Raw genomic sequence first — 24,232 nt, 5'->3', positions numbered from 1 at the left:
TGTCCTCCCTTTTAACTTTCACATCCTTTTTCTAGCATAAATAGAGCCTGGCACAATGTCCAGGCTCTTCTATTTTAGGTTGCAGCCTTCGTATGGCAGTCATTAATAACACTTTGAAATGATTAATTCATTAAAACCTGACGGCATTTTTTTGATGCTGTTCAATATAAGCTTTCAGGCCAGTTTTGAACTCCTGGATTTCTTCCTTTGTATTATATGGAGCAAGCCCGATTCGAACCCAACCGCCTGATGGATAGACATCCAACACCTCAGCCATTGTGGAAGCATAGAAGTCTCCATCTGCAACACAAATATTGTAATTTTTGGCGAGCCATGCAGTGACTTCACGTGAATGATGTCCTTCTATGGTAAAAGCAAATGTCGGCGTTTTGCGGCCTGATGCTGCTCTATACAGAGTCACTTCTGGCAGGGTTCTCAGAAAGTTCTCCACTTCGGCAGCAAGCTCCTGCTCATATTCATCAATCGCATGCATACCAGACAGCAATCTTTCTCTTCTCGTCTCGCCATAGCCCAGTTCTTCAATGAATTGGATGGCACCCATCACCCCAGCAATGCCTTCATGATTTTGAGTTCCTGTCTCTAGTTTATAAGGAATCTCTGCAGGAGCAGGCTTCAGCTTATAAACCGGAAGTTTTTCAAAAAGACTCTCCCTGACAACAGCAATCCCAACATGCGGACCAAAAAACTTGTACGCCGAGCACAGAAGGATGTCACAGTCCAACTCCTGAACATTGATCGGTAAATGTGGTACACCATGGACTGCATCGACAACCGTCAGTGCCCCGACCTCCTTCGCCCGTTTTATTACGGGATTCAGATCAGTCACGGTCCCGGTAACATTCGATGACATTCCAACCGCGACCAGTTTTGTTTTTGGCGTAACAATCTGGTCTAACTCATCAAGCTTAAGACTGTACTTATCAGAGTCAAGCTTCAGGAACTTTATTTCTGCACCTTGGTCCCTTGCCAAGGTGATCCATGGATCTACATTTGCACGATGGTCTAGCTCAGTGACAACTATTTCGTCGCCTTCATTGATGAAACCAGCCAGACTACGTGCAATCGCAAAGGCATGAGTGGTCATGTTTGCGCCAAATGCCACTTCATTCGCCTTGCATCCAAGCAAATCCGCTACTGCTTCCCTGCCTTTTTCCAGCATCGCATCTGTGTCGGCACTGGTATTGAAGGTTCCGTGGAGATTCGCCATCCCATTCCTTATGTACCGATACATCGATTCGAGCGCAAAATCAACCATCTGCGTCCCGCCTGGCCCGTCAAAATAAATGACTTGCCGGCCATCATCTCTGCGGCTTAAAGACGGAAACCGTTCCCTCACCTGCTCAATCGGAAACTTATCAGCCAACCTCATCACTCCCTCAGATAAAATATACATATATTATGTCATAATATTCTAACAATAACACCTTAAACCCTTCGACAATCGAAGGGTTTAAATGATTAATTATTTTTATACATCAGTTGTCAGTCAGAAGATAGGCAGAAAAAGTTCCCCACTCTTCCTTAACAGCCTTCTTATCAAATGAAAGCATAATTTCTGCATCCCTTTTGGTATTTGCATATTCAACTGTTATTTTACTGATTTCAGGGTTCAGGACCCACCCCAAGAACAAGGTTAGCTGAATCACTTATTCGTCTTCTGGTACGATTGGGCAGACTATATAGCAATACCCGCTCTCCGTACAAACAATCTCGCAGTCTTCAAACGGATCTTCGCCTGTTCCGTAGCAGGCTAAATAACAAATAGGTCCCATACATACCAAAACACAATCGTCAGGTACTTCTCTCACTGGAATGATTTCTAATCTAGGAAAAGGTACCCTGCTCACATTGCGATCACAAAACAAATCAGAAATATCCCCTAAATGATTTTTCCTCCTCATCTTCTCACCTCCATGTTACCATGTTATTCATTGGAGAAGACAAGGGTATGGATGTTCGTCAGGATTGAACCTAAGACATCATAGAGAAAATTGGATTATGACACCAGATAAGAAATGACATCTGAAATTCGCTGTTTAAAAGCTGTGTAATGATGCTCGGCCCCTTCAATCACTTTCAATTCTGCCTGTACTTCTTTCTGTTCAATTATTGAAAAAACCGATTTGTTTGTATCAAGAAACAGTGCTGCGAGTTTTTTGCCGCCTTCATTGGTACCGCAATCTAAATATATTTTTTCAAGTGAAGTTAAATCTGTATCCTTAAGCAGCTGCTCGATTTCTTCCTGATTCCGATAAAAGCCGGAAGAAAGTCCAGCAACTCTCTTAAAAATATGAGGATATGTGCATGCAGCGTAGACTGAAATCAAACTCCCCAATGAAATGCCTGCCATATAGGTTTGATTTGGGCTGGCAGGATACTCAGAATCAATTAAAGGCTTTAATTCATTTACAATAAACTCCATATACTCCTTCCCTTTCCCGCCTTGGGTACTCGGTTTGCCAAGCAGCTTTGTTGTATACTCACCATTTTTCCAGGGACAATACTCATTGACCCGATCTGCAGAATTCTGGTCAATTGCCACCACCATCAGGTCAATCTTATTCTTTTCCAGGAACTTATCCAGCTCAAGACCAACACCGCCAATTGACTCTTCATTGCCAAATACATTCTGGCCATCATGCATATACACCACTGGATACCGTTTACCCGCGTCTCCAGAGGGGACATATATCCGGATTCTTCTTTCCTTGCCAAACAATGAAACTTCAAAACTTTCTATCATAAACAGTACACTCATTTCATTTTTTGCAGAAAATTTTACCATAAAATAATCCATAATTATTATTTATTTTTAAAAAAGGGCTTCTCCTAACTATGCAAACTTCCTCTTAACCACGGTTTCGGGCGATATGAACCGATTGGAATCTGGATCAGGCTCGTTTGTTCACTCATTTTGTAAAGCTCATCCGCCATGCTTGCATTGAAACCAAGCAGTGGATGCCCTCCCAGTCCAAGGGCGGAGGATGTTAAAAGCAATCTTTGCACGAGCATGCCTGCTTCCATTTGTAAAATTCGGTAGCCTCTGTATCCTAGATCTTCCTGGTAAAAATCCCTATTGCATGCAACATGCAGACAAAGAGGCACCTGCTGCAGATTGACGTTATCAAAGGACAAACCTGACTGCAAGAGCATACGATGGTCTCCTTGTTGGATTTCAAGTAATCTATGTTCCATACTGTCATAATAATAGGCACCATTCGTAATACCTTCAACATTATAGAGAGAACTATAGATCGAAACCCTGGGTTCCTGTCCGGAAAAAATATCGTCCAAATCATTGCGATAACGGAACGAAGTCACCGATTCCTTAAGCAGGACCGCCAACTGCTGGTGACTGATCCGCGTTAAAACAAAATCCATTTCAGGCGAAAAGCGTTTTTTGCTTACTTCTGCCAGATCATATGCTAGTGATTCTGTCTGTGGAAGATTAACCACCTGGTTACTGCGAGCATCATAAGAGCGATTCTGAAGCCGCGTGAATGAGTCGGTTGATTCGAATTTTGCGGCTTCATTCATGGTTATTAATTTAGGAAATTCGAGAACGTTTTTCGACCTTTCTACCCGCTCAAAAACAATTGGCCTTAATTCTCTTTTTAACCTATCCGCTGTTTGAAAATTAAACGTTCCGTTGCCGTTACCAGTCCAGTTTGTCGGTTCCACCGACAGCGGGATCACCGAATAGATGCTCTCCTCGTTTTCTGATAAACCAAGAAAGTGATTGATTGCTGAATCCAGATATTGATAGTAAACCCCGGCAGCAAAACCAAAACGTTTTGCACTCTCCAGCAGCTGCCCCATCAGGACGCCGGCATCCAGGCCTTGCAGCCGATAGGAGAAATTATTGTACTTAAAGAAGTTTTTCCAGAACATAGTGGAGATGAATACTGTGCCGAAGCAGGATGAAAGCTCACAACGTTCTCCTAAGGCAGCGGAAATGTAGGAATCAAAATTTCCAGCCCGCAAAAGGACAAGTCGGTGGTGCGACGGGTCATAATGGTAGACACCATCAGGAAGCCCTTTTACCTTCAAATATATATACAGTTCATTTGGATAGAGCGCTCCGCCAGAGGGAGCAAACCTTCTATAGGAATGGATCGGGTTTGCTTCCTCAGGAAAAACTGACTCGCTCACTTGAGAGAATCCATAAGAATACCAGAGAAAATGGCCAATTCCTTCTAAATCAGGACTGGCTGGCATTCTGTATTCCGCGAGAGACAACGGAACCTCCGCAGAGAGAGGCACCACCGGGAGTCCTTTGTACAGCTTATAGGCTAAAGGCGAATCCTCCCAATTGGGTTCCCAGTTATCCTGGTTGGCACGATCGATATTAAATTGTAAATCCTTCAGAAATTCATCAAGTGTCATTTTCGCACCTCCTATGGGAACGGATGCGGCAAGTGGTTTAGTTCTTCATATGTCAATGGTTCTTTCTTAAAACCAAGCTGCATCGGGACATAGAGCACCCGATCAAGCCCTTTGAGTCGGGTCAGATGGTGCCCGAAAGTCATTGGCAGCATTCCAGGTATCATCACTTTCACACAATAAAGCCCATTTTTCCTAAGTTCTGGCGGAGTCTGGTCGACAACGATGACATTGAGTCCTATTTGACGGAATTTCCCGAGAACTTCATTCAAATCTTCTGTTAAGTCATCATAACGCGACTCCCAGTTAAATGCATCACGAAAACTTTGGATGGACCGGTTGTCATCGAGCAGGAAGTGCAACCGCTCTTCGGACTGTGGCAGTCCGTATAGCATTCCATGGTCATCCATTTGCCGCACAAGATAATCATCCTCAAGCATTTGTAAATACTTTTCCTTGTTCTCTTCGAGTTTCCCATCAAGATTGAGCATCATCCCCGCAAGCTCCTGGATCGCACTTTTGGCAGCCTTCACTGGATCAAGATGGGCCCCTGCAGCACAGATGATGTTCAATCCCTTCCCCTTCAGGTTCTTCGCCATTGCCCAGACGCTTGGTATGCCATGCTCCATCGTAGCGTTATACAAAAGCAAATCATAACCAGCTACCGCACGCATTCGCTCTGCCATTAATTGCAATTCTTCGTCTTCTGCTGAAAAAGGATCAAGGCGGGGCAAGTTCAGCTTTGCATACCAGGATAGAAGGAAGGAATCTCGCTCGACAACCTCCATGATGCCAAAAAAAATTGCCTCTTCCATGCTCCCTCCAAGGGCACAGCCATTGGAAGTTTCATAGACAAATCCCGCTGACCCGCATCCCAGGCTATAATAGGAGAGCAGTTCAGGCACAAGGATTGGCCGCTCTTCTGTCAAAGAATAACCCCAAACCCAATCCATCGGCCGATCAGGATCAAACTTCTGAAATGGAAACCCGGGCTTTTCATATTGCTCATCCGCGTGGACGCCAACTTCTAAAGGGTTCAATGCCTGTGCCTCTAAGTTTCGGTAACTGTCATGAATAACTGGGCGTTTCCCGCGAGGTTCAAGTCCGCAATGGCGTTCAAGGCCCTCCAATATCGCAGTCAGTTCACTATCTGCATAGCATTGTGTCCTTCCAGCTGTGCCTTCGTTGCCCCCTGAGATCATCGGCAGATTGACACTCGAATCAGCGAATGGAGTAACAAGATCGTACATTTTGCTGTTTAACAGTCCTGTCCGGTTGTCAAAGTAGTCCGCATAGAGAACTTCCTTTAATTCATCCAGCGGAGTAGTGCGGTAGCTGCCGGGGCTGATTTTTGGACTTGCTTTTAACGAAATTTTTGCGAGTTCAGCCGAATCCTCAGGAATTGGGCTGCATACCGGGCACAGAGAATCAGCAAGGAAAGAATGCCACGATCCATTTAATGTCTTTAGGTCGGTAAAATACATCCTTCCCTCGAGCTTAGACTTTTTCCCTGCAAGGATCTTATCTGTCTCCTGCACGATTACATGCGCGAGCTGTAAGACTCCGTTTTGTGAGGCCCATGGATCCCTTGTCATCCCTTCTTCAGCAGCCAGCTTTTCCTTCACTGCCTGCATTTCACTTCGTTCCTGGCCCCCAAGCAGCCTTCTCAGATCGGCACATTGTGAACATCCTGGAGTATCTGGGCGAACGAGAGGGCCTGCAATTCCTTCTCCAAATGAAACAAAACCCCGGAGCCATGCGCTCCCTGTCATTTTCATTGTTTCTTCAGCCTCTTGATGGGCAGTGGGATTCCATGCATCGTGCAATACAAGGATCAACTCCGAATTTGCGGGAAGGCTATTTTCAAAATCAGTCCGTCTAAATACCTGGTAACGGGTTGATAATTCTTCCCCCACACGTTCAGCAAGCCTGCCTTCTCCAATTATTACTACGAAGGAACTCAATTCACTCCCTCCTCTCGCAGCAATACACCAACCAGCCCATTGAGTTGCTGATTAAATATCGGGTCAATCCGCAAGTCAAAGACTGACAGCCCCGTTCCGTTCTCTTTCAGGACATCCAAAGCTGCATACATGGTCTCCGTCTGGATTCTTTCTGGACAATCATGAATCGTGATGGTTTGTTTTTGCCACTCTTCAAGCTGCACTTCAGAATCTTGAAGGCAATCACCGTTAACATCGTTTTGAAAATCGTATAATGCATTCTGCAAAGCGTTTCTAAATGCCATTGTTCCATTCAAATCAGTATTGCCATACCAGCCTTTGCTCGTTCCAACCCAGAAAACAGGAAAACCGTTAATGTCCTTTCCTATTCCTACTCTCGGTGCACCCTGCATTGTCGAAAGAGCAGTAATATAGAAACGACAACGATTATCTTCAAGTTGCTCAACGTCCACAAGACTTATCAATTCTTTTTGGCCATCTCTTCGATTATTCAACTTCTCGGACAGACATTTTTGCAAACCGCGGCCAACTGCTTCCGCAAAGGTTTCTCCTGCGCCGACACCCATAAACTCCTCATTATGAAGCAAACCCGCCATTCTTGCTGCATAATCTTCAATTCCCGATAAAGCCGCTTCTATTCGTGCCTCTTCATGGGTAAAACCACTGCATACTCGCGATTCCAACAATTCGGCCGGACCTTCAGACAGCGGATTGGCTGCTTGAACACGACATTGTGCCAGTGGAAGTTGCTTCAGGTCCGCTTCCTCCCAGACATGCAAGATCCCGGTCCCCTTGGAAGTCAATAAGCTAAAGTATTGGAAAAGCCTTTCCGTTTCTGCAGTACTTTGGTTCTCTCCTAGCCGGAACTCCAGGGTTTCTATCTTTTCCAGGGTGGAGACTCTCGTTTCCAATGGATGAGGAAAAAATGAATGCCAGCTTCCTTCAAGTGTCTCTAAATCCAGCAGAAAAATCCGGTTTTTTTGTTCAGCCTTTGTGACGCCAGCAAGATCTTTAAATAATTCAAAAGTGACCACGTTCGCCAGCAATGCTCCTGTTGTCAATGAAGCTGAAGGGACTCCCTGTTCTTGTTCAAAAACAGCGGAATGTAACCGTCTCCAGGCTGACTCCCAGCATACCTCTGAACCTGGATTAAATATTGGGCCAGCCAAGCCTTTATTTTTAAGAATTATAGCTGGAAGGAATGTTTTTTTCTCATCCCTGCAAATGTTTTGCCACATCTTTAATTCTTCCTGATTGCCTCCTTGTGATACATAAAGGATATGGTCAAACGAACTCCGCAGCTCACGCCAGTTCTCTTCTTTTACCTGCAGTTCCTGGTACGCCACCTCGGAATCTGTTTTATGGGCATGTGCCACCAGCTCCGCAAGTCTTTTTCTGTTTGTATGAACTTCACTTGTAATCATGACATTCAGTTCTTTCAGGCCAGATTCCAGTAAAGAAGATACCAGCGAATTTAACATCGGCCCTGAGCCAACCGCAAGGACATTTGAATCGCGGAATTTCTGGAACCTTGCAGCCCCGGAGCCGGCCAAATTGTCAACAAACTCGATTTGCGAGGCGAATTTTTTCATAACTTCCTCAGATAGCGTATGGGAATCATCCTTTGCAGCATCCCGTACAAAGCCATTCTCTAAAAGAACCTCCGCAATTTGAAAGACACGCTCCCTATAAGGCCCGGGCAGCCCATCAGTCAATTTTTCAAGTGAATACTCCCCATTGAACATCGGCAAAAGCTTCTCAACCCACTGATCAATCCCGATTCCCTCAAGACGGAAGGAACAAGAGTTATTACGTAAATACACTCCCCTGTTAGGTTCAGAGAGATAAAACGTATCCCTCTTCACCTTTAAACGCATGCTAGGATCCAATTTTTCCATTTCACTCCTCCTTAGGCTTTTCCAGCCCCCGCTCTGCCTAATTACCTCGCATTATCATCGTATGTATCTCAATTTGTCCCTTATGTCTCATCTGGGAATAACAAAAGCTCCTGCAATTCATTTTGCAGGAGCTTTTTTTACCAGCTATATTATTTTAACCCCGATGGCACCGGCCACAACCGCCGCATCGACCGCAGCCGCCGCAACGGAAGCAACCGCCACATCCGCCACAGCGGAAACAGCCGCCACAACGGAAACCTCCGCAGCCAAAGCAGCTGAAGAAGCAAGAGAAACCAAAACATCCGCCAAAGCCACCTAAACCCAAACCTAGAAAACGCTCATCCCCTGCATGATACATGTTCTGATCCCAGCTGACAGGTTGAGTTGCCTGGAAATCACCAACATTCAACATTTGCAGCTCATTATGAAAATCATTCATCATTTTTCTTTACCTCCTCGAAATAATAAAGGGCCGTTCTACACAACAAAAAACAAAAAGCATAACAAGAAATATTCCTGTAGATAAGATGCAAACAATAATTAATACTCTTCAACAATTTATGTAGACAAAAGGGCCTTTGTCACATATACAAAAGCCTATTTTGTGTGGTGAAGGGAAAAAGAGCAAGTTGTGGGCAATAAGTTAGGTACGCAAAACCAAATCAAACACCTGTAATAGTTGAGTTTTTCACTGCAAAATATTCTGCAAACGACATAGCAAAGATGTACAATAGAGCTATAAAATTTATTCATTTTGGAGGTAAACAAATGAGGGATCATGAAATTGATTACAAAATTTACGGGGACGACATGCAGTTTGTTGAGGTTGAGCTAGATCCGAGTGAAACGGTTGTCGCCGAAGCTGGAAGTCTGATGATGATGGATCAGCAAATTGAAATGGAAACGATTTTTGGGGATGGCTCCGGAAATGGCGGCGGTCTAGTTGGCAAGCTGTTCGGCGCCGGTAAACGCCTGCTGACTGGCGAGAGCCTTTTTATGACAACCTTCACCAATACTGGACACGACAAAAAGCATGTTTCCTTTGCTTCTCCTTACCCAGGAAAAATCATTCCGATGGATTTGAGCGAGCTAGGCGGAAAAATCATTTGCCAAAAAGACGCTTTCCTGGCTGCTGCAAAAGGAGTATCTGTCGGAGTTGAGTTCCAGAGGAAGCTTGGAGCCGGTTTCTTCGGCGGCGAAGGTTTTATCATGCAAAAGCTTGAAGGAGACGGAATGGCATTTGTCCATGCTGGCGGAACAATACATAAGAAAGAACTCCAGGCGGGAGATGTCATCCGCGTAGACACCGGCTGTCTAGTAGCGATGACAAGTAATGTGGATTATAACATCGAAATGGTAAAAGGAGTCAAAACGGCCCTATTTGGCGGAGAAGGATTATTCTTCGCTACACTGAGAGGACCAGGCACTGTATGGATCCAATCCCTTCCCTTCAGCCGACTTGCAAGCAGAGTTTTTGCCGCAGCACCTCAAGGCGGAGGGCAAAACAAAGGTGAAGGCAGTGTACTCGGCGGAGTCTTCCGTATGCTGGATGGCGATTGATTAACAAAGCATGGAAAGTTTTTATGGTTCGGACAAAATCCCTGTTGGCGAGCATGGGTTTTGTCCATAACCACATTCTAATAGATTCTTCATTAAAATAGATTAGAATTATTCAAATTATCAGTTTACAAACAGAACAACCGTTCCATATAATAGTAATAGATTCACTATAATCAAAAGATCAGGGGTGGTAATAAATGAGTAAAATCGCTGAATCACAAAGATCTTTTATTTACCTGGAACTGGACGAGCTTTATTTTAATTCGAACCTCTTGGAACCTCAAAAACAGTCAATCTACCAGGAGTTCAAGCTTTTCCTGGAAAGTGTGAATGACACTTCTCTTCTAACTGAAATCACTGATTCTATATTCGAACTTGGGGTTTCCGAGGAAGACCCATTCCCAGATCTATTAACCTTGAAAAACCAGCTATCAGACAAGCAACTGATGCTCAAATTATGATACGATAGAATGGTAAAAAGCTCAGAGATTTTTGTCCCTGGGCTTATTCTTTTCATATAGCACCTTCCATTATTCCCTCTTAAAGTTATAGACGATGCTATTCAGTAAGCGTTTTTGAGTAATTATTATAAACATTAAAGGTGTTGCTGTATTCGTATCAAGCACGTGACCTAACAAATCTATCCCATTTAGTGTCCAATATAACGAAGATCTTCTATCGGACGCTTTCTCTCGCTTTTCTCTTCTGTTTGTCCCATAGACCTCTTCTATAGGACACTTTCTCTCGCTTTTACATTCTTTTTGTCCAATAGACCTCTTCTATCGGACACTTTCTCCCGCTTTTCCCTTCTGTTTGTCCGATAGCCCCTTCTTTCACCGGCTTCCTACCTCTACGATGGAACAATAGGAGGATAAATCCCCTCATTTTAAAAAAGCACTTGATTACTCAAGTGCTTCGCCTCTATACAATGCTTTTACCGCTTTTACCTAGAGCGTAATAGATTCCGTGCTGAAGGGTCTGTAGGCATTCATATTTTTTCAGTCTGGTCATTGTTTCGGTGATCACCATTGCCAGTTCGGCTGAAATTCCTACAAGAATAACTTCCACCCCTAACAACCTGGCAGCTGAACCAAGTTTATCTATCAACTCTGCAGTGTAAGTGGAAATGTCCTTGTTCAAACCTGTGAGATCCAGCAAAACGTATCTCGCTTGATGCTTGGGCAAATTATTCAAGGTGTTGTTAATCAAATCCTCTGCACGGTTCTCATCATATCTGCCAATCAATGGAACGACGACTATCCCCTCAAGCACAGGAATCATCGGGGAGGATAACTCCTTGACCAGTTTCTGGAGCATCTTCGTTTTTTCCGCTACCAGGCTCTCTAATTCCTGTATATGTTTATCTTCTTGTCTACTTGCCAACCCCCGTATGTTTTGTTGGATACTCATAACAGATGGGAAGTATTCCACAACTGTATATGGATTGGATTCATTTTGGTATTTAATGATCTTATACCAGAAGTTCCTTCCGAATAATCCTGTAAAAACCCCGGCATAATGCGCAGGAACGAAAATACCCTGCTTTTCCTCGGAACCCAATTTGTTCATTTTGTATTCCCAGTCATCTTGGATATATAAGGTGAAGTTTTTTGTATTTACATTCATTTCCTCAACACTTACGTATCCCCATCCTGCTGGTACATATGTATTTGACAGCCATTCCACAACATTGGATGTATTGATTTCCTTCATTTCCTTGAATCCTTCACCAACGATGATGCCCTGTCGGAAACCAGTGGCCTCTAGTACAAGGTTTGTTGCTTCTTCACCTGTAATTTCATTGATTGTGTCAAAGAACGTTTTCATTGCAGACACCCAGAAAAAAACGACGTCCCCACCCTCGAACAATACTTGACCTGAGTTTAAGTCCCATTTAAGTTCTACGCCGCCGACAATAAGATCCTTTTGCATCTCCATTTAAATCCCTCACTAGTCATAGATTATGTAAAATGTACATTGAGATTTATTATCAATTATATTTCGGCTTAAACATCCTAATTTCCTGCAAATTTGTAATTTTTTCTATAATCAAATATACTCAAATTTATTGTTGAACAAAAGGGTCAGTGGTCTCAACAATTCTTTTTTAAATAAGATGAGAAGGCTGCACAGGATTCCCCTATGCAGCCTTCTATTATTAATATGGATCAGATTCGTGGCTTTTCTGAACAGCTTCTTTTGCTGCTTCATTGGCTGACAGTGAGCCTTGGGCATATTTTGATTTGCCTGATTCATGGCCAGGCACATTATCTTCATTCGACATAGCTTCCAATTCTTTCGTTCATTTTTCAATCCCCTCTTTTACACGGCAGCCGTAGTCTTCATCAGCTTGAGTGAAGTGCTCGATCATAGCATCCTGAATCTTTTTACTACATGCAGTTTGGGAAAATTTATGCAGTGTAAGAAAGCCGTCAATAAAACCCATTTCGGTTACTATGAAAAACATTTATCAGTATGTATTAAGGGGGATGTTTTTCTCTTTCCAACCACTCTATACCATGAAACCTTCTAGTTAAATCAACACTCGTCCAATGACCTTTGAGCAACACCCTAAACCATGAAAAAACGCATCGATCCATTGATCAATGCGCTGGGCTTTAAAATATATTAATCACCAATAATCTTCATTTCTTTAAACGGGTAAAAAACGACCTTTGTTGTTCCTACGATATTTTCGATTGGGACGGCTCCGATGTGGCGGCTGTCTTTACTGTTCCTTCTGTTGTCGCCCATTACAAAAACATGGCCTTCAGGTACAACTTCAGCTCCAACAGCGGTCTCTTCCAAGGTAAACGATCCTGTCAGCGGCCCATCAATCAATTGCTTTTTGATGTCATCCAAATACGGCTCATCATATGGCTTTCCATTTATATAAAGAACGTCGTTTTTATATTCTACACGGTCACCTGGCAACCCGATCACCCTTTTAATGTAATCCTTCTCCTCGGTTGCATGGAAAACGACAATATCAAACCGTTTAGGTTCACCGACCTTTGTGACGAACATCCTCTCTTCGTTATGCAGAGTTGGTTCCATGGAAGCACCTTTTACTTCAATTGGAGTAAAGAGAAAGGCACGTATAACAAATGCCAATAATATTGCAATCAGGAAAGCCTTTATCCATTCCCAAAGTTCATTTCGCTGTTTTACCATAGAACTGCATCCTCTCTAAATTTTAATCTTTAAGAGCTTCCACATACTAGCATGGAATTCCTTCTTTCCATTATATCAATTTTTACAAAAAAAAAGAGGCCGAAGCCCCTTTTTGTTGTTTAAAACTTATTTATTCACATACTGCATGAGCGTATCCGGGTCAAAACCAAGAACCCAGTTGCCATTCACTTTCGTTTGCGGCACACCCATCTGCCCAGTTTCTTCAACCAGCTTCTGTGCAGCTTGTTGATCGTATTGTACATTAACTTCTTTGTAGTTTAATCCTTGACCCTCAAGGAATTGTTTCATCATTGTGCAGTAAGGTCAAGTGTTTGTTGTGTAAACTGTAATATCATTCATTTCAAATGCCTCCTTAAAGTTTGTTATACCCTATAATGTATTATCCCAGTTATGCTAAATTTTTGCAAAAAAGATGCACCGGGATACCATTGTTTTTCCCTATTTCCACGAAAAAAAACAGGATGGGAGGTATCGTTTACATCACGGCAAGAACGATGATGAGCGAGGCAAAAACAATAATATTGTGAGAAAAACCTGATTTTCCCCTGCATCCCTAATTGTATTATATTAAGAGCCATCAGATAGGCCTGATCTTAAAATGCCAGGGATAAGATTCGTTTATCAATGCTGGATCATTACCACCGCAGCACTAATTCCCAATACGATTTGCAGCTTATCCAATATCGTGAGTTTCTTTTTCATCTTCCATCCCCCGATTTTCCCCAAAAATAAAGAGAAGTACTTAATTGCCCTATATATGCTGGCATGTAGCAGTTAAAAACTTACATATGTAAAAGCATCGAATGGTTATTGTCTTGGTGCCATCAGCATCACAGATACTCCTACCAGGCAAATCGCCGCGCCAACCCAATCGTATAAATCTGGAGTTTTCTTATCGATTCCCCATCCCCATAATACGGACAGAATAATGAATACCCCTCCGTATGCAGCGTATACTCTTCCGAACGACGGGAAGGCCTGGAATGTGGCGATGACTCCATATATAGCGAGCGCGAATCCGCCACCGATTCCCCAATAAAGTGGTTTTCCTTCCCTCAGCCACAGCCAGATCAAATATCCTCCGCCAATCTCAGCAATTTTCCCGCTAAAATGAACAATATAATGGCACTAAAGATGATTATCACTTCCTAATTGTGTTTGTAACTGTATTATAACTAAAAAATATGCTTCGACGACATCGCTGCATAATGTTATATAGCGGAAAAATTGATTATATAGCAGTTTTTCTTTTTTATAGCGACTTTTTCATATTTATAGCGAGTTTTTCTTTTTTATAACGACTTTTTCATTTTTATAGCGAGTTTAGGCTTTTTATAGCGACTTTTTCATTTTTATAGCGAATTGGAAATTTCATGCGCTTTTTTCCAGTTTCAATTCTATTCATGATAAAATAAGGAAAACTGTTTAGGCGGGTTGTTTATGCTGAGTTGGCAGTATGTTCGAAGTGTCAGTTTGAAAGTTGATGAAGTTCCTTCATTTCGCTCATACCCATTTAATCTCTCCAGCTTTAAAAATTTGGATGAGATAGATTTACATCCAAAGGTGACATTTTTGATTGGTGAAAATGGGATGGGTAAATCGACTTTGCTTGAAGCGATTGCAGTGGGTCTTGGCTTTAATGCTGAGGGTGGTTCGTATAATTTCAATTTTTCCACCTATGACTCCCACTCAGAGCTGGGGAATTACCTGCGGATCGTAAAAGGAGTGGAACGTCCACAGGATGGCTTTTTCCTCCGTGCGGAGAGTTTTTATAATGTTGCTTCTAATATTGAAGAAATGGATCGTGAAGTTATGGGAGGTCCAAAGGTCATTCATTCGTTTGGCGGGCAGCCTCTCCACGAGCAGTCACATGGTGAGGCTTTTTTCTCAACCTTCCTTCACCGCTTTCGCGGAAATGGTCTATACATATTGGACGAGCCAGAAGCGGCTCTTTCCCCGTTAAGGCAAATGTCGATGCTGACCCGAATACATGATCTTGTTAAGGAAAACTCCCAGTTGATTATTGCTACTCACTCCCCGATAATCATGGCTTATCCTGATGCCACGATATATGAATTCAGTGATGAAGGTATTTTTAAAAGAGATTTGGAAGAGACGAATCATTACCGGATCATGAAGCAATTTTTCGAAGACAAATCAAGGATGATCCATCACCTTTTGAGTGAGTAATCATCCTGGAATTAATCCTGAATAGCCTGTGTTAAAATGTAAAAAAGAAATAAAATTCCAGGGGGGAATTGGAATGTATAGCAATGGTTTAATCCTTGAAGGTGGAGGCATGAGAGGTGTCTACACGGCTGGGGTACTTGAATATTTTTTAGAAAATGATTTATTTTTCCCATATATCATCGGCGTTTCTGCCGGTGCGTGCCAGGGCTCTTCCTATATTGCCAGACAGCCAGGGAGAAATAAGCAAGTGACGATTGATTATGTGACACATCAAGATTATATTTCTTATAGAAATTTGTTGTTAAAAAAAGAACTGTTTGGGATGGATTTTATATTTGATAAGCTTCCAAACGAGCTGGTACCCTTTGATTTCGAGACATTCAACACTGCCGCGGAAACCTTTGTGATTGGTACGACAGATTGCTTCACTGGCGAACCTGTTTATTTTAACAAAAATGATGTGCCTGAGGATATTCTTAAAATCATCAGAGCTTCCAGCACTCTTCCATTCATGGCACCTGCGATTGAGTTTAGGGGAAAGACCCTTATGGATGGCGGAATATCCGACCCGATTCCTATCAGGAAAGCAATGGCAGATGGAGTCCAAAAAAGCGTGATCGTACTGACGAAGCCAAAAGGATACCGGAAGAAAAAGTCCTCCTTTTCTTGGCTGCCGCGGTATGTGTATAAAGACTTCAAAGGTCTTCACAAGGCACTTGAAACTCGCTATAAAATGTACAATGAAACGCTCGATTACATCGAAGCTCTTGAAGCGAAAAATGAAGTGATCGTCATCAGGCCATCAATGAATCTCAAGGTTGGCCGTGTAGAACGAAATCCAGATAAACTGACCCAGTTGTATGAAGTGGGCTATGAAGACGCGAAGGAAAAATTCGCCCGGGTAAATGACTGGCTAGGTGCGTGATTCGATGAAGGTTACTGAAGCTCTGGAAATTTTGACAAACAGCCTGGTTAAGGATAAAAGAGTTCAAGCCATCTTTGTAAAGGGTTCTGTAGGACGAGGAGAGCAGGATGAACATTCTGATCTTGATCTATACTGCCTTGTTGACCAAGATGACCTCTCAGATTTCCTTTTGAGCCGAATCGATCATCTAGAAACCTACGGAAAGTTGCTTTTTTATGATGATATTTATATCATCGCCCCGCAGATTATAGCGGTGTACGAAAATATGCTGCACGTTGATTTATTTACGTTTACCGAGGAGATTTTTGTTGAAAAGGACTATTTCAAAGTAATCTATGACCCGTATAATCGGCTGGAAAGATTTGAAGCTTCTCAAACTCTTCGTTTATCTCCAGAAGAATTTCAGGACGCGGTCGATGATATAGCCTGGTTTCTATTTCAGTACAAAAAGTCATCTGCCCGCGGCAATGATTTATGGTCGGTGAATATGCTCAATCATGTGATGACTCACCTTGCGAAAGTGCTGCTTCACAGGTATCGACCGGAACGAGCACAGTTGGGTCTGAAGGTTTTAGAGTCCTCACTCCCAGATGCCATTATTGAGAACGTCCGTCAAATACAGGAAAACCTCACTCCGCAAAAACATCAGATTGCATGTGTACTTCTCCGTGACCTATTGAAAAAAGAATCTGACTGGATTCTTAATGAAGTCGGCAATCCTGATAAAATCTACCCGCTGTGGAAGCTAATGGTGGTGTGTTGACCATTGATCCTGCTGGCTTCAAATTGCTTGCCAGCAGGCTCCAGTGGTCCCCGCCCCACATCTATGCACCTAAAAAAACGACCACTCTCCATCGTTGGAGAGTGGTCCTTCACCTTAAAGCCTGACTCCTATGAATTTCAGTTCAGTCATTTCCTCGATTGCATATTTTACGCCTTCCCTGCCGAGCCCGCTGAGTTTTACACCGCCATATGGATAATTGTCCTGACGATAGACGGAGGCTTCATTGATCCAGACACCGCCCATTTCCAGTTTATCAGCTACCCGGTAAGCACGGCTTATGTCCTTTGTGAAAACCCCGGCCTGCAGACCGTAAATGGAGTCATTTGTATTTTCAATCGCTTCATCCTCGGTCCTAAACGGCATTACGGTGACAATCGGAGCGAACGCTTCTTCTGTTACGACCTTCATCTCCTTTTTGACATTCGTGATAATCGTTGGGTACACGATTGTTCCTTTTCGCTCACCTCCAGTTTCAATTGTTGCTCCCTGTTCTCTTGCTTCTTCTACCCATTCTTGGATTCTCTCAGCAGCATCCTCGTCAATCATTGGGCCGAAGTCCGTTTCCTCATCCAGCGGATCACCAATCTTCAGCTGTTCCGTTGCCTCTTTATACTTCATAAGGAACTCATCATAAACTTCTTCCTGTACATAAATCCTCTGTGCTGAAACACAAACTTGCCCTGAGTAGCCAAATGCAGCATTCACCAATCTTTCAACGGCATCATCAATTTCCGCGTCCTCAAAAACAATATTCGGCGAATTCGAACCAAGCTCCATTGTGACCTTCTTGAAACCAGCCGTATCTCGGATAATTTTTCCGACCGTCAGACTTCCGGTAAAAGTGATTTTCGGGACGTTTTTATGAGGGACAAGGGTTGAACCTGCCACTTTTCCAGTACTGAGCACCAGGTTCAGTACTCCATCCGGCAACCCCGCTTCATGGAAGAGCTTCGTCAGCATATATGCTGAAACTGGGGTTTTTTCTGCCGGTTTAAAAATCACCGTATTCCCGGCTGCAATTGCCGGAGCAATTTTATGCAGCGATAAATTCAACGGGAAATTGAAAGGGGTAATTGCACCAATTACGCCCATCGGCACCCGCTTCACCATTCCCATACGCTGGTCGCCGCGAAGTGCAGCATCCATTGGCAGCACTTCTCCTGTCATATGCTTTGAAAGTTCACTTGAAAACCGGATTACCTGAATGGATCGCTGAATTTCGGCTCTGCTGTGCTTTATCGGCTTTCCTGCTTCTATTGCAACGACCTGGGCAAAGTCTTCCTTTTTATCCTCCAATAGCTGTGCAGCCCTAAGCAGGATATCTGCCCTCTCATGGGCAGGCATCATTTTCATCGTGTTATTGAAAGCCTTGACACTGTTTTCGATCGCTTCCTCCATTTGTGCCTCATCTGCCAATTGCATTTCTGCTACAAGTTCACCAGTGAAGGGGTTTCTAACCTCCATCGTCTCTCCGTTGCTTTCTGTCTGTTCTACTCCATTAATAATAGAAGTAATTTTCATGACATCACCGCCTTTTCCTAGCATAAGATTTCACCTAGTTTCTCTGTTAGCTTCATATTTTCACTGTAATCCACTGGACAATCGATCAAGACCGGCTTATTCATTTCGACTGCTTTCTTGATGGCATCCTTTAATTGTCCGCCTTCTTCGATTCCAATCGCTTCAAAACCATACGATTTTGCAAGCTGAATAAAATCGGGATTACCAAACTTAATGTTGGAGGATCTGTTAAACTCTTTCATTTGTTTCCATTCAATGAGCCCGTATCCGCCATCTCGCCATAACAAAATAATGATCGGCAAATTTAGACGGACAGCTGTTTCAAGCTCAGCACTCGACATTTGGAAGGCACCGTCACCGACCACAGCAACAACATTCCTTTCTGTGTGCACCATTTTGGCCGATATGGCAGCTGGAACAGCAATTCCCATCGAAGCAAGGCCATTGGAAATCAGGCATGTATTCGGTTCAAAGGTATGATACATTCTCGCCATCCACATTTTGTGTGCCCCAACGTCCGAGATGACGATGTCCTTTTCGTTCATAACTGATCTCAAGTCACTGATGATTTTTTGCGGTTTTACCGGGAAGCTTGAATCATCTGAGTAGGATTGGAATTCATCCAATGTTTTTTCCCTTACATGGGATACCCATTTGTTTTCTCTGTCCCCGGCTGTGGTGACTTTCTCCAATTGTTTAAGGTTTTCGTTAATATCCCCTATGACACTGTGTTTCACTGGATAATTCGCGTCTGTTTCAGCTTCAGTTGTGTCGATGTGTAAAATAGGGCTTTCTCCATCTGGATTCCAGTTTTTCGGCGGATATTCTGCCATGTCAAAGCCAACGGCAATGATTAAATCGGATTGTTCAAAACCACAGGTAATATAGTCCTTGCCGCTGATACCTGCTGTCAAAAGGCTTAAGTCGTTTTTCCAGGAAATTGCTCCTTTACCCATAAACGTATGAACAACGGGAAGATTTGCTTTTTCCGCTAGACGTCTGAGACTATCCTCAGCCTGTCCTCTTTCCACTCCCATTCCTGCCAGGATCAAAGGGTGCTTAGCCTGTTCGATAAGCCGTGCTGCGTCCTTAATGACCCGTTCCCCCGCTTCCATTATTGTCGGTTCCATGATCTGAAGAGGACTGCCCTCCACATCCATCGCGGCAATATCCTCAGGCAGGTCAATATGTGTGGCACCAGGCTTTTCACCTGTAGCAACATCAAATGCCTTTCTGACCACCTCTGGAATGATTTCTGCTTTTTTCACCTGTGTATTCCATTTCGTCACAGGTTCATAGATTGAGACCAAATCATAATATTGATGTGATATTTTGTGCTGTCGGTCCAAACCTGCTTGGCCAGTAATGGCAACAATCGGACTGTGGTCCATATTTGAATTTGCCACCCCTGTCAAAAGGTTCGTTGCTCCTGGTCCAAGCGTCGCAAGGCAGACTCCCGGTTTACCGGTAAGTCTTCCATATGTCCCCGCCATGAAAGCGGCATTGGTTTCATGCCTCGTCACGATGAACTCAATACTGGAATCAAGAAGCGCATCCATAATATCTAGATTTTCTTCTCCAGGAACTCCGAAAATGTATTCTACACCTTCACGTTCCAAACACTTGATCAGTAATTCCGCGGCTTTCATATCAACACTCCTTAAATGGAATTTACCATGATCCTCTAATTGTCTATTCCACGCAGGTTCCCGATTAAACGTTACGCCTCCCGAATAAAAAAAGTGCGTACACCCATGGTGGATGTACGCACTTTTTTGTTTTATTTAGATTTAGGCTTGTCCTTCACCCTTGGATTTTTGTCCTGGGGCAAACCAACCGATCAGGGCGATTGCTACCAATACACTGTAGAAGATAGTTGTCCATAATGTACTGTGAGGGAAATCATGATCCAAAATACCAATCTTCTCATGAGCAAGGGTAATAACGGCCAACTTCACACCGACCCAAGCAACGATTGCATAAGCAGTTGTTTCCAATGCAGGGCGCTCATCCAGCAGCTTAACAAACCAGGTTGCTGCATATTTGATCAGGATCAGGCCGGCGACTCCCCCAAGAAGTACTACGAGGAATTTACCACCATCCATACCGCCAAAGTTTCCTAGCGGTGAGTCCGGAAGTCCTAGTGCAAGCGCGACTGCAGCAAGAATTGAGTCAATTGCAAAGGCAAGGTCTGCCAATCCGATTTTGCCCACAGTCGGCCAGAATCCCAATCCTCTTGCTTCTTTCTCATCCTCTTTATGTATGTCCTCATTTTTCGCACCAAATTTAGCTTGGATGACATGCTTTAATCCAAGGTATAATAGATACGCTGCTCCAATTGCCTGTACCTGCCAGACATTTGCAATATAAGAAATCGCAAATAGTGCACCGAAGCGGAAGACAAACGCCATGAGTATTCCATAGCTGATCGCCTTTTTCTTTTGATCATCAGGTAAATGTTTAGCGATGATTGCCAATACTAGAGCATTGTCAGCCGATAACAAACCTTCCAGACCGATCAAAATTAATAATGCCCAGGCATATTCAAGCCAAATTGATTCCATAAACCTCTCTCCTTCCTCATTGGACCCAGGCTTTTTCCGTAATTCATCCACTTTACATACGCATTTTGGGGCTGCAAGGCCTAGAGCATTTTAAAGCAATAAGAAGAATTTATCGAAAAACTAACCCAGAAACCTCTTTTGTCGTTATCAATAGAATGACCCATAAAACCTCGGGCAATCCGCACAATTTACAGAGTCCCATTCTATGTAACCTACATTTATCTATTTCAATATACCTTTTAGAAGGTATAGATAAACTTACCATTATCGACTATAATACTCTATATTTTTCCGAAAAAATATTCAACAATTATCTCTTTTTTTCAGCAAAAAAGAAGCTTGTCTAAAATATCGCACAACCTTTTAGTGATCTATCTTGGATTGTTTCTTTACTGCCATACCAAGTGCCATCATCAGCAGGATGAGCTGCAAGCCGTAAAATATTAAGGAAAAGATTGATTTTAATGCCAGACCGACGAGCACCGATGAACTGGATAAAAGTATCATTCCCACAATTGCCCCATTGCCCTGCCTTTCGGATCTGTTTTTCCAGATAAAACCCGCCGTCGAGATGATGAACACAAAGGTTATAGCGGAAAAAACAAGCTCCACAAATGACACCTCTTTTTAAAATTTTATCAGACTTCCCAATTATATCATTTTTTTCAGAATGTGTTGTATAAATTAAAGTTGCGCGTGAGAGAACCCCTTCAAAGGGGAATTTTGGTTTGAAATGTTTGAGAGAACCCCTGCATAAGGGCTTCTTTTGGCTTGAATGGTACCCTTATGTGTATCAGAATTCGTGCATAAGGGCATCTTTTGGCCTGAATGATGCCCTTATGTCTGTGAGAATCCCTGCATAAGGGCATCTTTCGGCTTGGGAGGCACCCTTATGTGTGTGTGAACCCTGCATAAGGGCATCTCTTGGCTTGAAAGGTACCCTTATGTGTGTGTGAATCCGTGCATAAGGGTATCTCTTGGCTTGAATGGTGCCCTTATGTCTGTGAGAATCCCTGTATAAGGGTATCTCTTGGCTTGAATGGTGCCCTTATGTGTGAGAGAACCCTTTCATAAGGGTATCTTTTCGCTTGAATGGTACCCTTATGTCTGTAAGAATCCCTGCATAAGGGTATCTTTTGGCTTGAATGGTGCCCTTATGTGTATCAAAATCCGTGCATAAGGGCATCTTTTGGCTTGAAAGGTGCCTTTATATATGAGAGAACCCCTGCATAAGGGCATCTTTTGCATGGAAGGTGCCTTTATAAGGGCTATGATCTAAGGTTATCCATCATATCTCTATTATCAAACCCTCCGTCTTATCGACTGGTTTTACAAGCCCCTACTATATATCGACTATATCCGACATCTTTCGCTAACAAAATGTTATCAAATGCTAGCAGTTAGCAACACCTTGCTATATTTCAGGTGAGACAGTTAAAAATCCTCCTGGTGTGACTTATTCATTTGCCTTCTTTTTTGCTTTAATTGACTCACTTTATTGTTGCGCTCTATTGTAGTTTTCGGATGAAAATGATGAACAACTCTCAGTTTTCTTTCTCTTTGCCAGTCATGATCATCTTCATCAAATTCATTTATCAAACAGGCTGCTCGTATTTCGTTTTTAGCTGTCACAACACGCTTGCTTGGGCGTCGTTTACTTGAATGACCACTTCGGTGAAACTTTGGATTCATTTCAGTACACCCCCTGCTTATTATCCCCTCACCCATTATTTTACCATGGCCATAGTTGTCCCATTAATAAATATTAAATGAATAATGATTGCTTAAATATCCGGTATTTCCATAAGAAATGAAAGCTTACCTGCCGTTTCAAATTAAAAAATAATATCTTCCTAAAAAAACCTTTTCATGAGTGTAATTTTACACTATATTGTATGTAAGGTAAACATTTCTAAAAAGGGGGATATGAATGAATAAAAATGAAGTGCTTTTGAGTGGCATTGGAATTGTCGCCTTGTTACTTGTGGCCTGTATTGGTTATCTTTTATTTGCTGATCGTGATGTTTATACATATCATACTGGGCTTGGAAGCAAAATTGCTATCTCGAATGATGATCAGCAAATAGCCTTTTCTATTTTTAACAACGGCAGTGAGGCAATTTATACAGCCAAAATGGATGGATCGGATGTCCATAGAGTAAGTAATCCGGTTAAGGCGTATCATCGTCAGCCAACATTTTCGCCTGATGGCAAGAAGATTTTGTATTTATCACAGAATCGTAACCGAATTCAGTCTCTCTACATTGCCAATAGTGATGGCACAAATCCTGAAAAGCTTTCCAGGAACACTCAGCATGTAACAGAGGCCATTTTTTCAGATGATAATCAGACGGTTTTCTTTGCCAGCACAGCAGCTGAGAATGTAAACAAGTCTGAAGGGGAAACTCAGGATGGTTTGGACCTTTTCTCCGTTAAAATTGACGGCACAGAAATGGAGCAGCTGACTGACAGGGACTTTTATACGATGGAGAGTCTTTATTACTCAGGAAAAGACAAACAAGTGATTTTTAAGGACTACAATGATACGAACGCCTTTGATCTCGAAGATCGTCGAGTGTATATGGCTGATTTCAGCAGTGAATTGCCAAAGGATTACTTCAATATGGAAATTTCACCTGATAATGGATTGGTCGCTTACACGACGGTTTCTGAGGAATCGAAGGACTCTTCACTGTTTGAATATGATTTATATCTTAAGAATTTGAAGAACGGTGACACTCAAAGATTAACAGACTTAAATTCATCTGTTGTCTCACCTGTTTTTTTAAACGATAAAAAAGAAATCCTCTTCCTGAAATATGTCAACTGGCCAAAGGAGCCAGAGGAATATAAATTGATGACAGTAGACTTGGAAACAAAGAAGTTGAGAGAGATTGCGCTGAAACTGCCTGAACTTAAGAGGGACAATTTTGTGATGATGAAGGCAGTTGATAATTCCGTAAACGGCTGGACACTAGGTATCTTGTATACGGTCCTATTCATGTTGATCACACTCTACATCAAGCCGAAAAAAGTATTTACACCGGCATTCATTAGTCTTGGAATCGGAATGCTGACGGTTGCCGCAAGCTTTGTATTCGCATTTATGATGGATCCATGGGCGGGAATTGGCGTCGGAATGCTTGCTGCCTCACTATTGGTATGCAGTGCGGTTTTGTTCATCTTTGCCTTGATTCTGAAGTTGTATCGTAAAGGAGCGAAGTAAT

General features: G+C 42.8%; 21 protein-coding genes and 2 pseudogenes. 6 read left to right on the top strand and 17 right to left on the bottom strand.

Annotated features, from left to right (window positions below; genetic code table 11):
• Positions 1-130: 130 nt before the first annotated feature.
• From M3593_RS10305 to M3593_RS10275, 7 genes are all read right to left on the bottom strand, one after another.
• Positions 131-1,390 carry a cysteine desulfurase-like protein gene (locus M3593_RS10305; protein WP_251541602.1) on the bottom strand — a complete coding sequence of 420 codons (1,260 nt, stop codon included), beginning with the start codon at positions 1,388-1,390 and terminating at the stop codon, positions 131-133.
• Between the two features lie 106 nt (positions 1,391-1,496).
• Complete coding sequence (locus tag M3593_RS10300; protein ID WP_186326722.1) at positions 1,497-1,667, bottom strand: hypothetical protein; 171 nt, start codon at positions 1,665-1,667, stop codon at positions 1,497-1,499.
• A 350-nt stretch (positions 1,668-2,017) separates the two neighbouring features.
• On the bottom strand, positions 2,018-2,764 hold the full coding sequence (locus M3593_RS10295) for an alpha/beta hydrolase (RefSeq protein WP_251541604.1): 747 nt from the start codon (positions 2,762-2,764) through the stop codon (positions 2,018-2,020).
• A gap of 86 nt (positions 2,765-2,850) precedes the next feature.
• Positions 2,851-4,407, bottom strand: coding sequence for a SagB family peptide dehydrogenase (locus tag M3593_RS10290; RefSeq protein ID WP_251541612.1), 1,557 nt, complete (start codon positions 4,405-4,407; stop codon positions 2,851-2,853).
• Positions 4,408-4,418: 11 nt separating this feature from the next.
• Positions 4,419-6,368, bottom strand: coding sequence for a TOMM precursor leader peptide-binding protein (locus tag M3593_RS10285; protein ID WP_251541622.1), 1,950 nt, complete (start codon positions 6,366-6,368; stop codon positions 4,419-4,421).
• Positions 6,365-8,266 (bottom strand): putative thiazole-containing bacteriocin maturation protein, encoded by a 1,902-nt coding sequence (locus tag M3593_RS10280; RefSeq protein WP_251541624.1) that lies wholly within the window; start codon positions 8,264-8,266, stop codon positions 6,365-6,367. The genes M3593_RS10285 and M3593_RS10280 overlap by 4 nt, the downstream gene beginning before the upstream one ends.
• Before the next feature lie 154 nt (positions 8,267-8,420).
• Complete coding sequence (locus M3593_RS10275) at positions 8,421-8,678, bottom strand: heterocycloanthracin/sonorensin family bacteriocin (RefSeq protein ID WP_481825323.1); 258 nt, start codon at positions 8,676-8,678, stop codon at positions 8,421-8,423.
• A gap of 356 nt (positions 8,679-9,034) precedes the next feature.
• Here M3593_RS10275 and M3593_RS10270 point away from each other — a divergent pair, with 356 nt between their 5' ends.
• Both M3593_RS10270 and M3593_RS10265 read left to right on the top strand, forming a co-directional pair.
• Entirely contained in the window at positions 9,035-9,826 is a 792-nt protein-coding gene (locus M3593_RS10270; protein WP_144475856.1) for a TIGR00266 family protein, read from the top strand.
• A 197-nt stretch (positions 9,827-10,023) separates the two neighbouring features.
• On the top strand, positions 10,024-10,287 hold the full coding sequence (locus tag M3593_RS10265) for a hypothetical protein (RefSeq protein ID WP_251541625.1): 264 nt from the start codon (positions 10,024-10,026) through the stop codon (positions 10,285-10,287).
• A gap of 460 nt (positions 10,288-10,747) precedes the next feature.
• On the opposite strand, the gene M3593_RS10260 is transcribed toward M3593_RS10265, so the two are convergent.
• From M3593_RS10260 to M3593_RS10245, 5 genes and pseudogenes are all read right to left on the bottom strand, one after another.
• On the bottom strand, positions 10,748-11,764 hold the full coding sequence (locus M3593_RS10260) for an STAS domain-containing protein (RefSeq protein ID WP_251541627.1): 1,017 nt from the start codon (positions 11,762-11,764) through the stop codon (positions 10,748-10,750).
• Between the two features lie 220 nt (positions 11,765-11,984).
• Positions 11,985-12,221, bottom strand: a pseudogene (locus M3593_RS24010) (catalase); the annotation flags it as partial.
• A gap of 233 nt (positions 12,222-12,454) precedes the next feature.
• Positions 12,455-13,000, bottom strand: coding sequence for a signal peptidase I (gene lepB / locus M3593_RS10255; protein WP_144475862.1), 546 nt, complete (start codon positions 12,998-13,000; stop codon positions 12,455-12,457).
• A gap of 126 nt (positions 13,001-13,126) precedes the next feature.
• A complete protein-coding gene (locus tag M3593_RS10250) occupies positions 13,127-13,360 on the bottom strand; it encodes a glutaredoxin family protein (RefSeq protein ID WP_251541629.1) in 234 nt (77 codons plus the stop codon).
• A gap of 468 nt (positions 13,361-13,828) precedes the next feature.
• A pseudogene (locus M3593_RS10245) lies at positions 13,829-14,157 on the bottom strand (YnfA family protein).
• Positions 14,158-14,461: 304 nt separating this feature from the next.
• Between M3593_RS10245 and M3593_RS10240 the strand changes: the two are divergent.
• From M3593_RS10240 to M3593_RS10230, 3 genes are all read left to right on the top strand, one after another.
• Positions 14,462-15,211 (top strand): AAA family ATPase, encoded by a 750-nt coding sequence (locus tag M3593_RS10240; protein WP_251541631.1) that lies wholly within the window; start codon positions 14,462-14,464, stop codon positions 15,209-15,211.
• Between the two features lie 73 nt (positions 15,212-15,284).
• Complete coding sequence (locus M3593_RS10235; RefSeq protein ID WP_251541633.1) at positions 15,285-16,136, top strand: patatin-like phospholipase family protein; 852 nt, start codon at positions 15,285-15,287, stop codon at positions 16,134-16,136.
• 4 nt (positions 16,137-16,140) lie between these two features.
• Positions 16,141-16,899 carry a nucleotidyltransferase domain-containing protein gene (locus tag M3593_RS10230; RefSeq protein WP_251541635.1) on the top strand — a complete coding sequence of 253 codons (759 nt, stop codon included), beginning with the start codon at positions 16,141-16,143 and terminating at the stop codon, positions 16,897-16,899.
• A gap of 114 nt (positions 16,900-17,013) precedes the next feature.
• Here the strand turns inward: M3593_RS10230 and M3593_RS10225 are convergent, their stop codons facing one another.
• From M3593_RS10225 to M3593_RS10205, 5 genes are all read right to left on the bottom strand, one after another.
• Positions 17,014-18,441, bottom strand: a complete 1,428-nt coding sequence (locus M3593_RS10225; protein WP_251541637.1) for an aldehyde dehydrogenase family protein — start codon at positions 18,439-18,441, stop codon at positions 17,014-17,016.
• Between the two features lie 17 nt (positions 18,442-18,458).
• Positions 18,459-20,090, bottom strand: a complete 1,632-nt coding sequence (locus M3593_RS10220; RefSeq protein WP_144475868.1) for an acetolactate synthase large subunit — start codon at positions 20,088-20,090, stop codon at positions 18,459-18,461.
• A gap of 141 nt (positions 20,091-20,231) precedes the next feature.
• Positions 20,232-21,005, bottom strand: a complete 774-nt coding sequence (locus M3593_RS10215) for a TerC family protein (protein WP_251541639.1) — start codon at positions 21,003-21,005, stop codon at positions 20,232-20,234.
• Between the two features lie 363 nt (positions 21,006-21,368).
• On the bottom strand, positions 21,369-21,617 hold the full coding sequence (locus M3593_RS10210; protein ID WP_251541641.1) for a hypothetical protein: 249 nt from the start codon (positions 21,615-21,617) through the stop codon (positions 21,369-21,371).
• Positions 21,618-22,439: 822 nt separating this feature from the next.
• Entirely contained in the window at positions 22,440-22,697 is a 258-nt protein-coding gene (locus M3593_RS10205) for a hypothetical protein (protein ID WP_144475871.1), read from the bottom strand.
• A gap of 238 nt (positions 22,698-22,935) precedes the next feature.
• Between M3593_RS10205 and M3593_RS10200 the strand changes: the two genes are divergently transcribed.
• The gene (locus M3593_RS10200; protein WP_251541643.1) at positions 22,936-24,231 is read left to right on the top strand and encodes a TolB-like translocation protein; all 1,296 of its coding nucleotides are present in this window, start codon (positions 22,936-22,938) and stop codon (positions 24,229-24,231) included.
• The last annotated feature ends 1 nt before the right edge of the window (position 24,232 follow it).

The sequence above is a fragment of the Mesobacillus sp. MER 48 genome (assembly GCF_023714225.1).
Lineage (GTDB): Bacteria > Bacillota > Bacilli > Bacillales > Cytobacillaceae > Mesobacillus > Mesobacillus oceanisediminis_A.
Note: the sequence above shows the minus strand (reverse complement) of the source record. Positions and strands in the feature narration are given on the sequence as shown.

Excerpts from the sequence above, each read along its gene's own strand:
- M3593_RS10240 (WP_251541631.1), top strand. The coding sequence starts at position 14,462 with ATGCTGAGTTGGCAGTATGTTCGAAGTGTCAGTTTGAAAGTTGATGAA.
- M3593_RS10220 (WP_144475868.1), bottom strand. The coding sequence starts at position 20,090 with ATGAAAGCCGCGGAATTACTGATCAAGTGTTTGGAACGTGAAGGTGTA.
- M3593_RS10230 (WP_251541635.1), top strand. The coding sequence starts at position 16,141 with ATGAAGGTTACTGAAGCTCTGGAAATTTTGACAAACAGCCTGGTTAAG.
- M3593_RS10275 (WP_481825323.1), bottom strand. The coding sequence starts at position 8,678 with ATGTTGAATGTTGGTGATTTCCAGGCAACTCAACCTGTCAGCTGGGAT.
- lepB (WP_144475862.1), bottom strand. The coding sequence starts at position 13,000 with ATGGTAAAACAGCGAAATGAACTTTGGGAATGGATAAAGGCTTTCCTG.
- M3593_RS10290 (WP_251541612.1), bottom strand. The coding sequence starts at position 4,407 with ATGACACTTGATGAATTTCTGAAGGATTTACAATTTAATATCGATCGT.
- M3593_RS10225 (WP_251541637.1), bottom strand. The coding sequence starts at position 18,441 with ATGAAAATTACTTCTATTATTAATGGAGTAGAACAGACAGAAAGCAAC.
- M3593_RS10295 (WP_251541604.1), bottom strand. The coding sequence starts at position 2,764 with ATGATAGAAAGTTTTGAAGTTTCATTGTTTGGCAAGGAAAGAAGAATC.
- M3593_RS10205 (WP_144475871.1), bottom strand. The coding sequence starts at position 22,697 with ATGAATCCAAAGTTTCACCGAAGTGGTCATTCAAGTAAACGACGCCCA.
- M3593_RS10260 (WP_251541627.1), bottom strand. The coding sequence starts at position 11,764 with ATGGAGATGCAAAAGGATCTTATTGTCGGCGGCGTAGAACTTAAATGG.
- M3593_RS10235 (WP_251541633.1), top strand. The coding sequence starts at position 15,285 with ATGTATAGCAATGGTTTAATCCTTGAAGGTGGAGGCATGAGAGGTGTC.
- M3593_RS10265 (WP_251541625.1), top strand. The coding sequence starts at position 10,024 with ATGAGTAAAATCGCTGAATCACAAAGATCTTTTATTTACCTGGAACTG.
- M3593_RS10215 (WP_251541639.1), bottom strand. The coding sequence starts at position 21,005 with ATGGAATCAATTTGGCTTGAATATGCCTGGGCATTATTAATTTTGATC.
- M3593_RS10200 (WP_251541643.1), top strand. The coding sequence starts at position 22,936 with ATGAATAAAAATGAAGTGCTTTTGAGTGGCATTGGAATTGTCGCCTTG.
- M3593_RS10305 (WP_251541602.1), bottom strand. The coding sequence starts at position 1,390 with ATGAGGTTGGCTGATAAGTTTCCGATTGAGCAGGTGAGGGAACGGTTT.
- M3593_RS10270 (WP_144475856.1), top strand. The coding sequence starts at position 9,035 with ATGAGGGATCATGAAATTGATTACAAAATTTACGGGGACGACATGCAG.
- M3593_RS10280 (WP_251541624.1), bottom strand. The coding sequence starts at position 8,266 with ATGGAAAAATTGGATCCTAGCATGCGTTTAAAGGTGAAGAGGGATACG.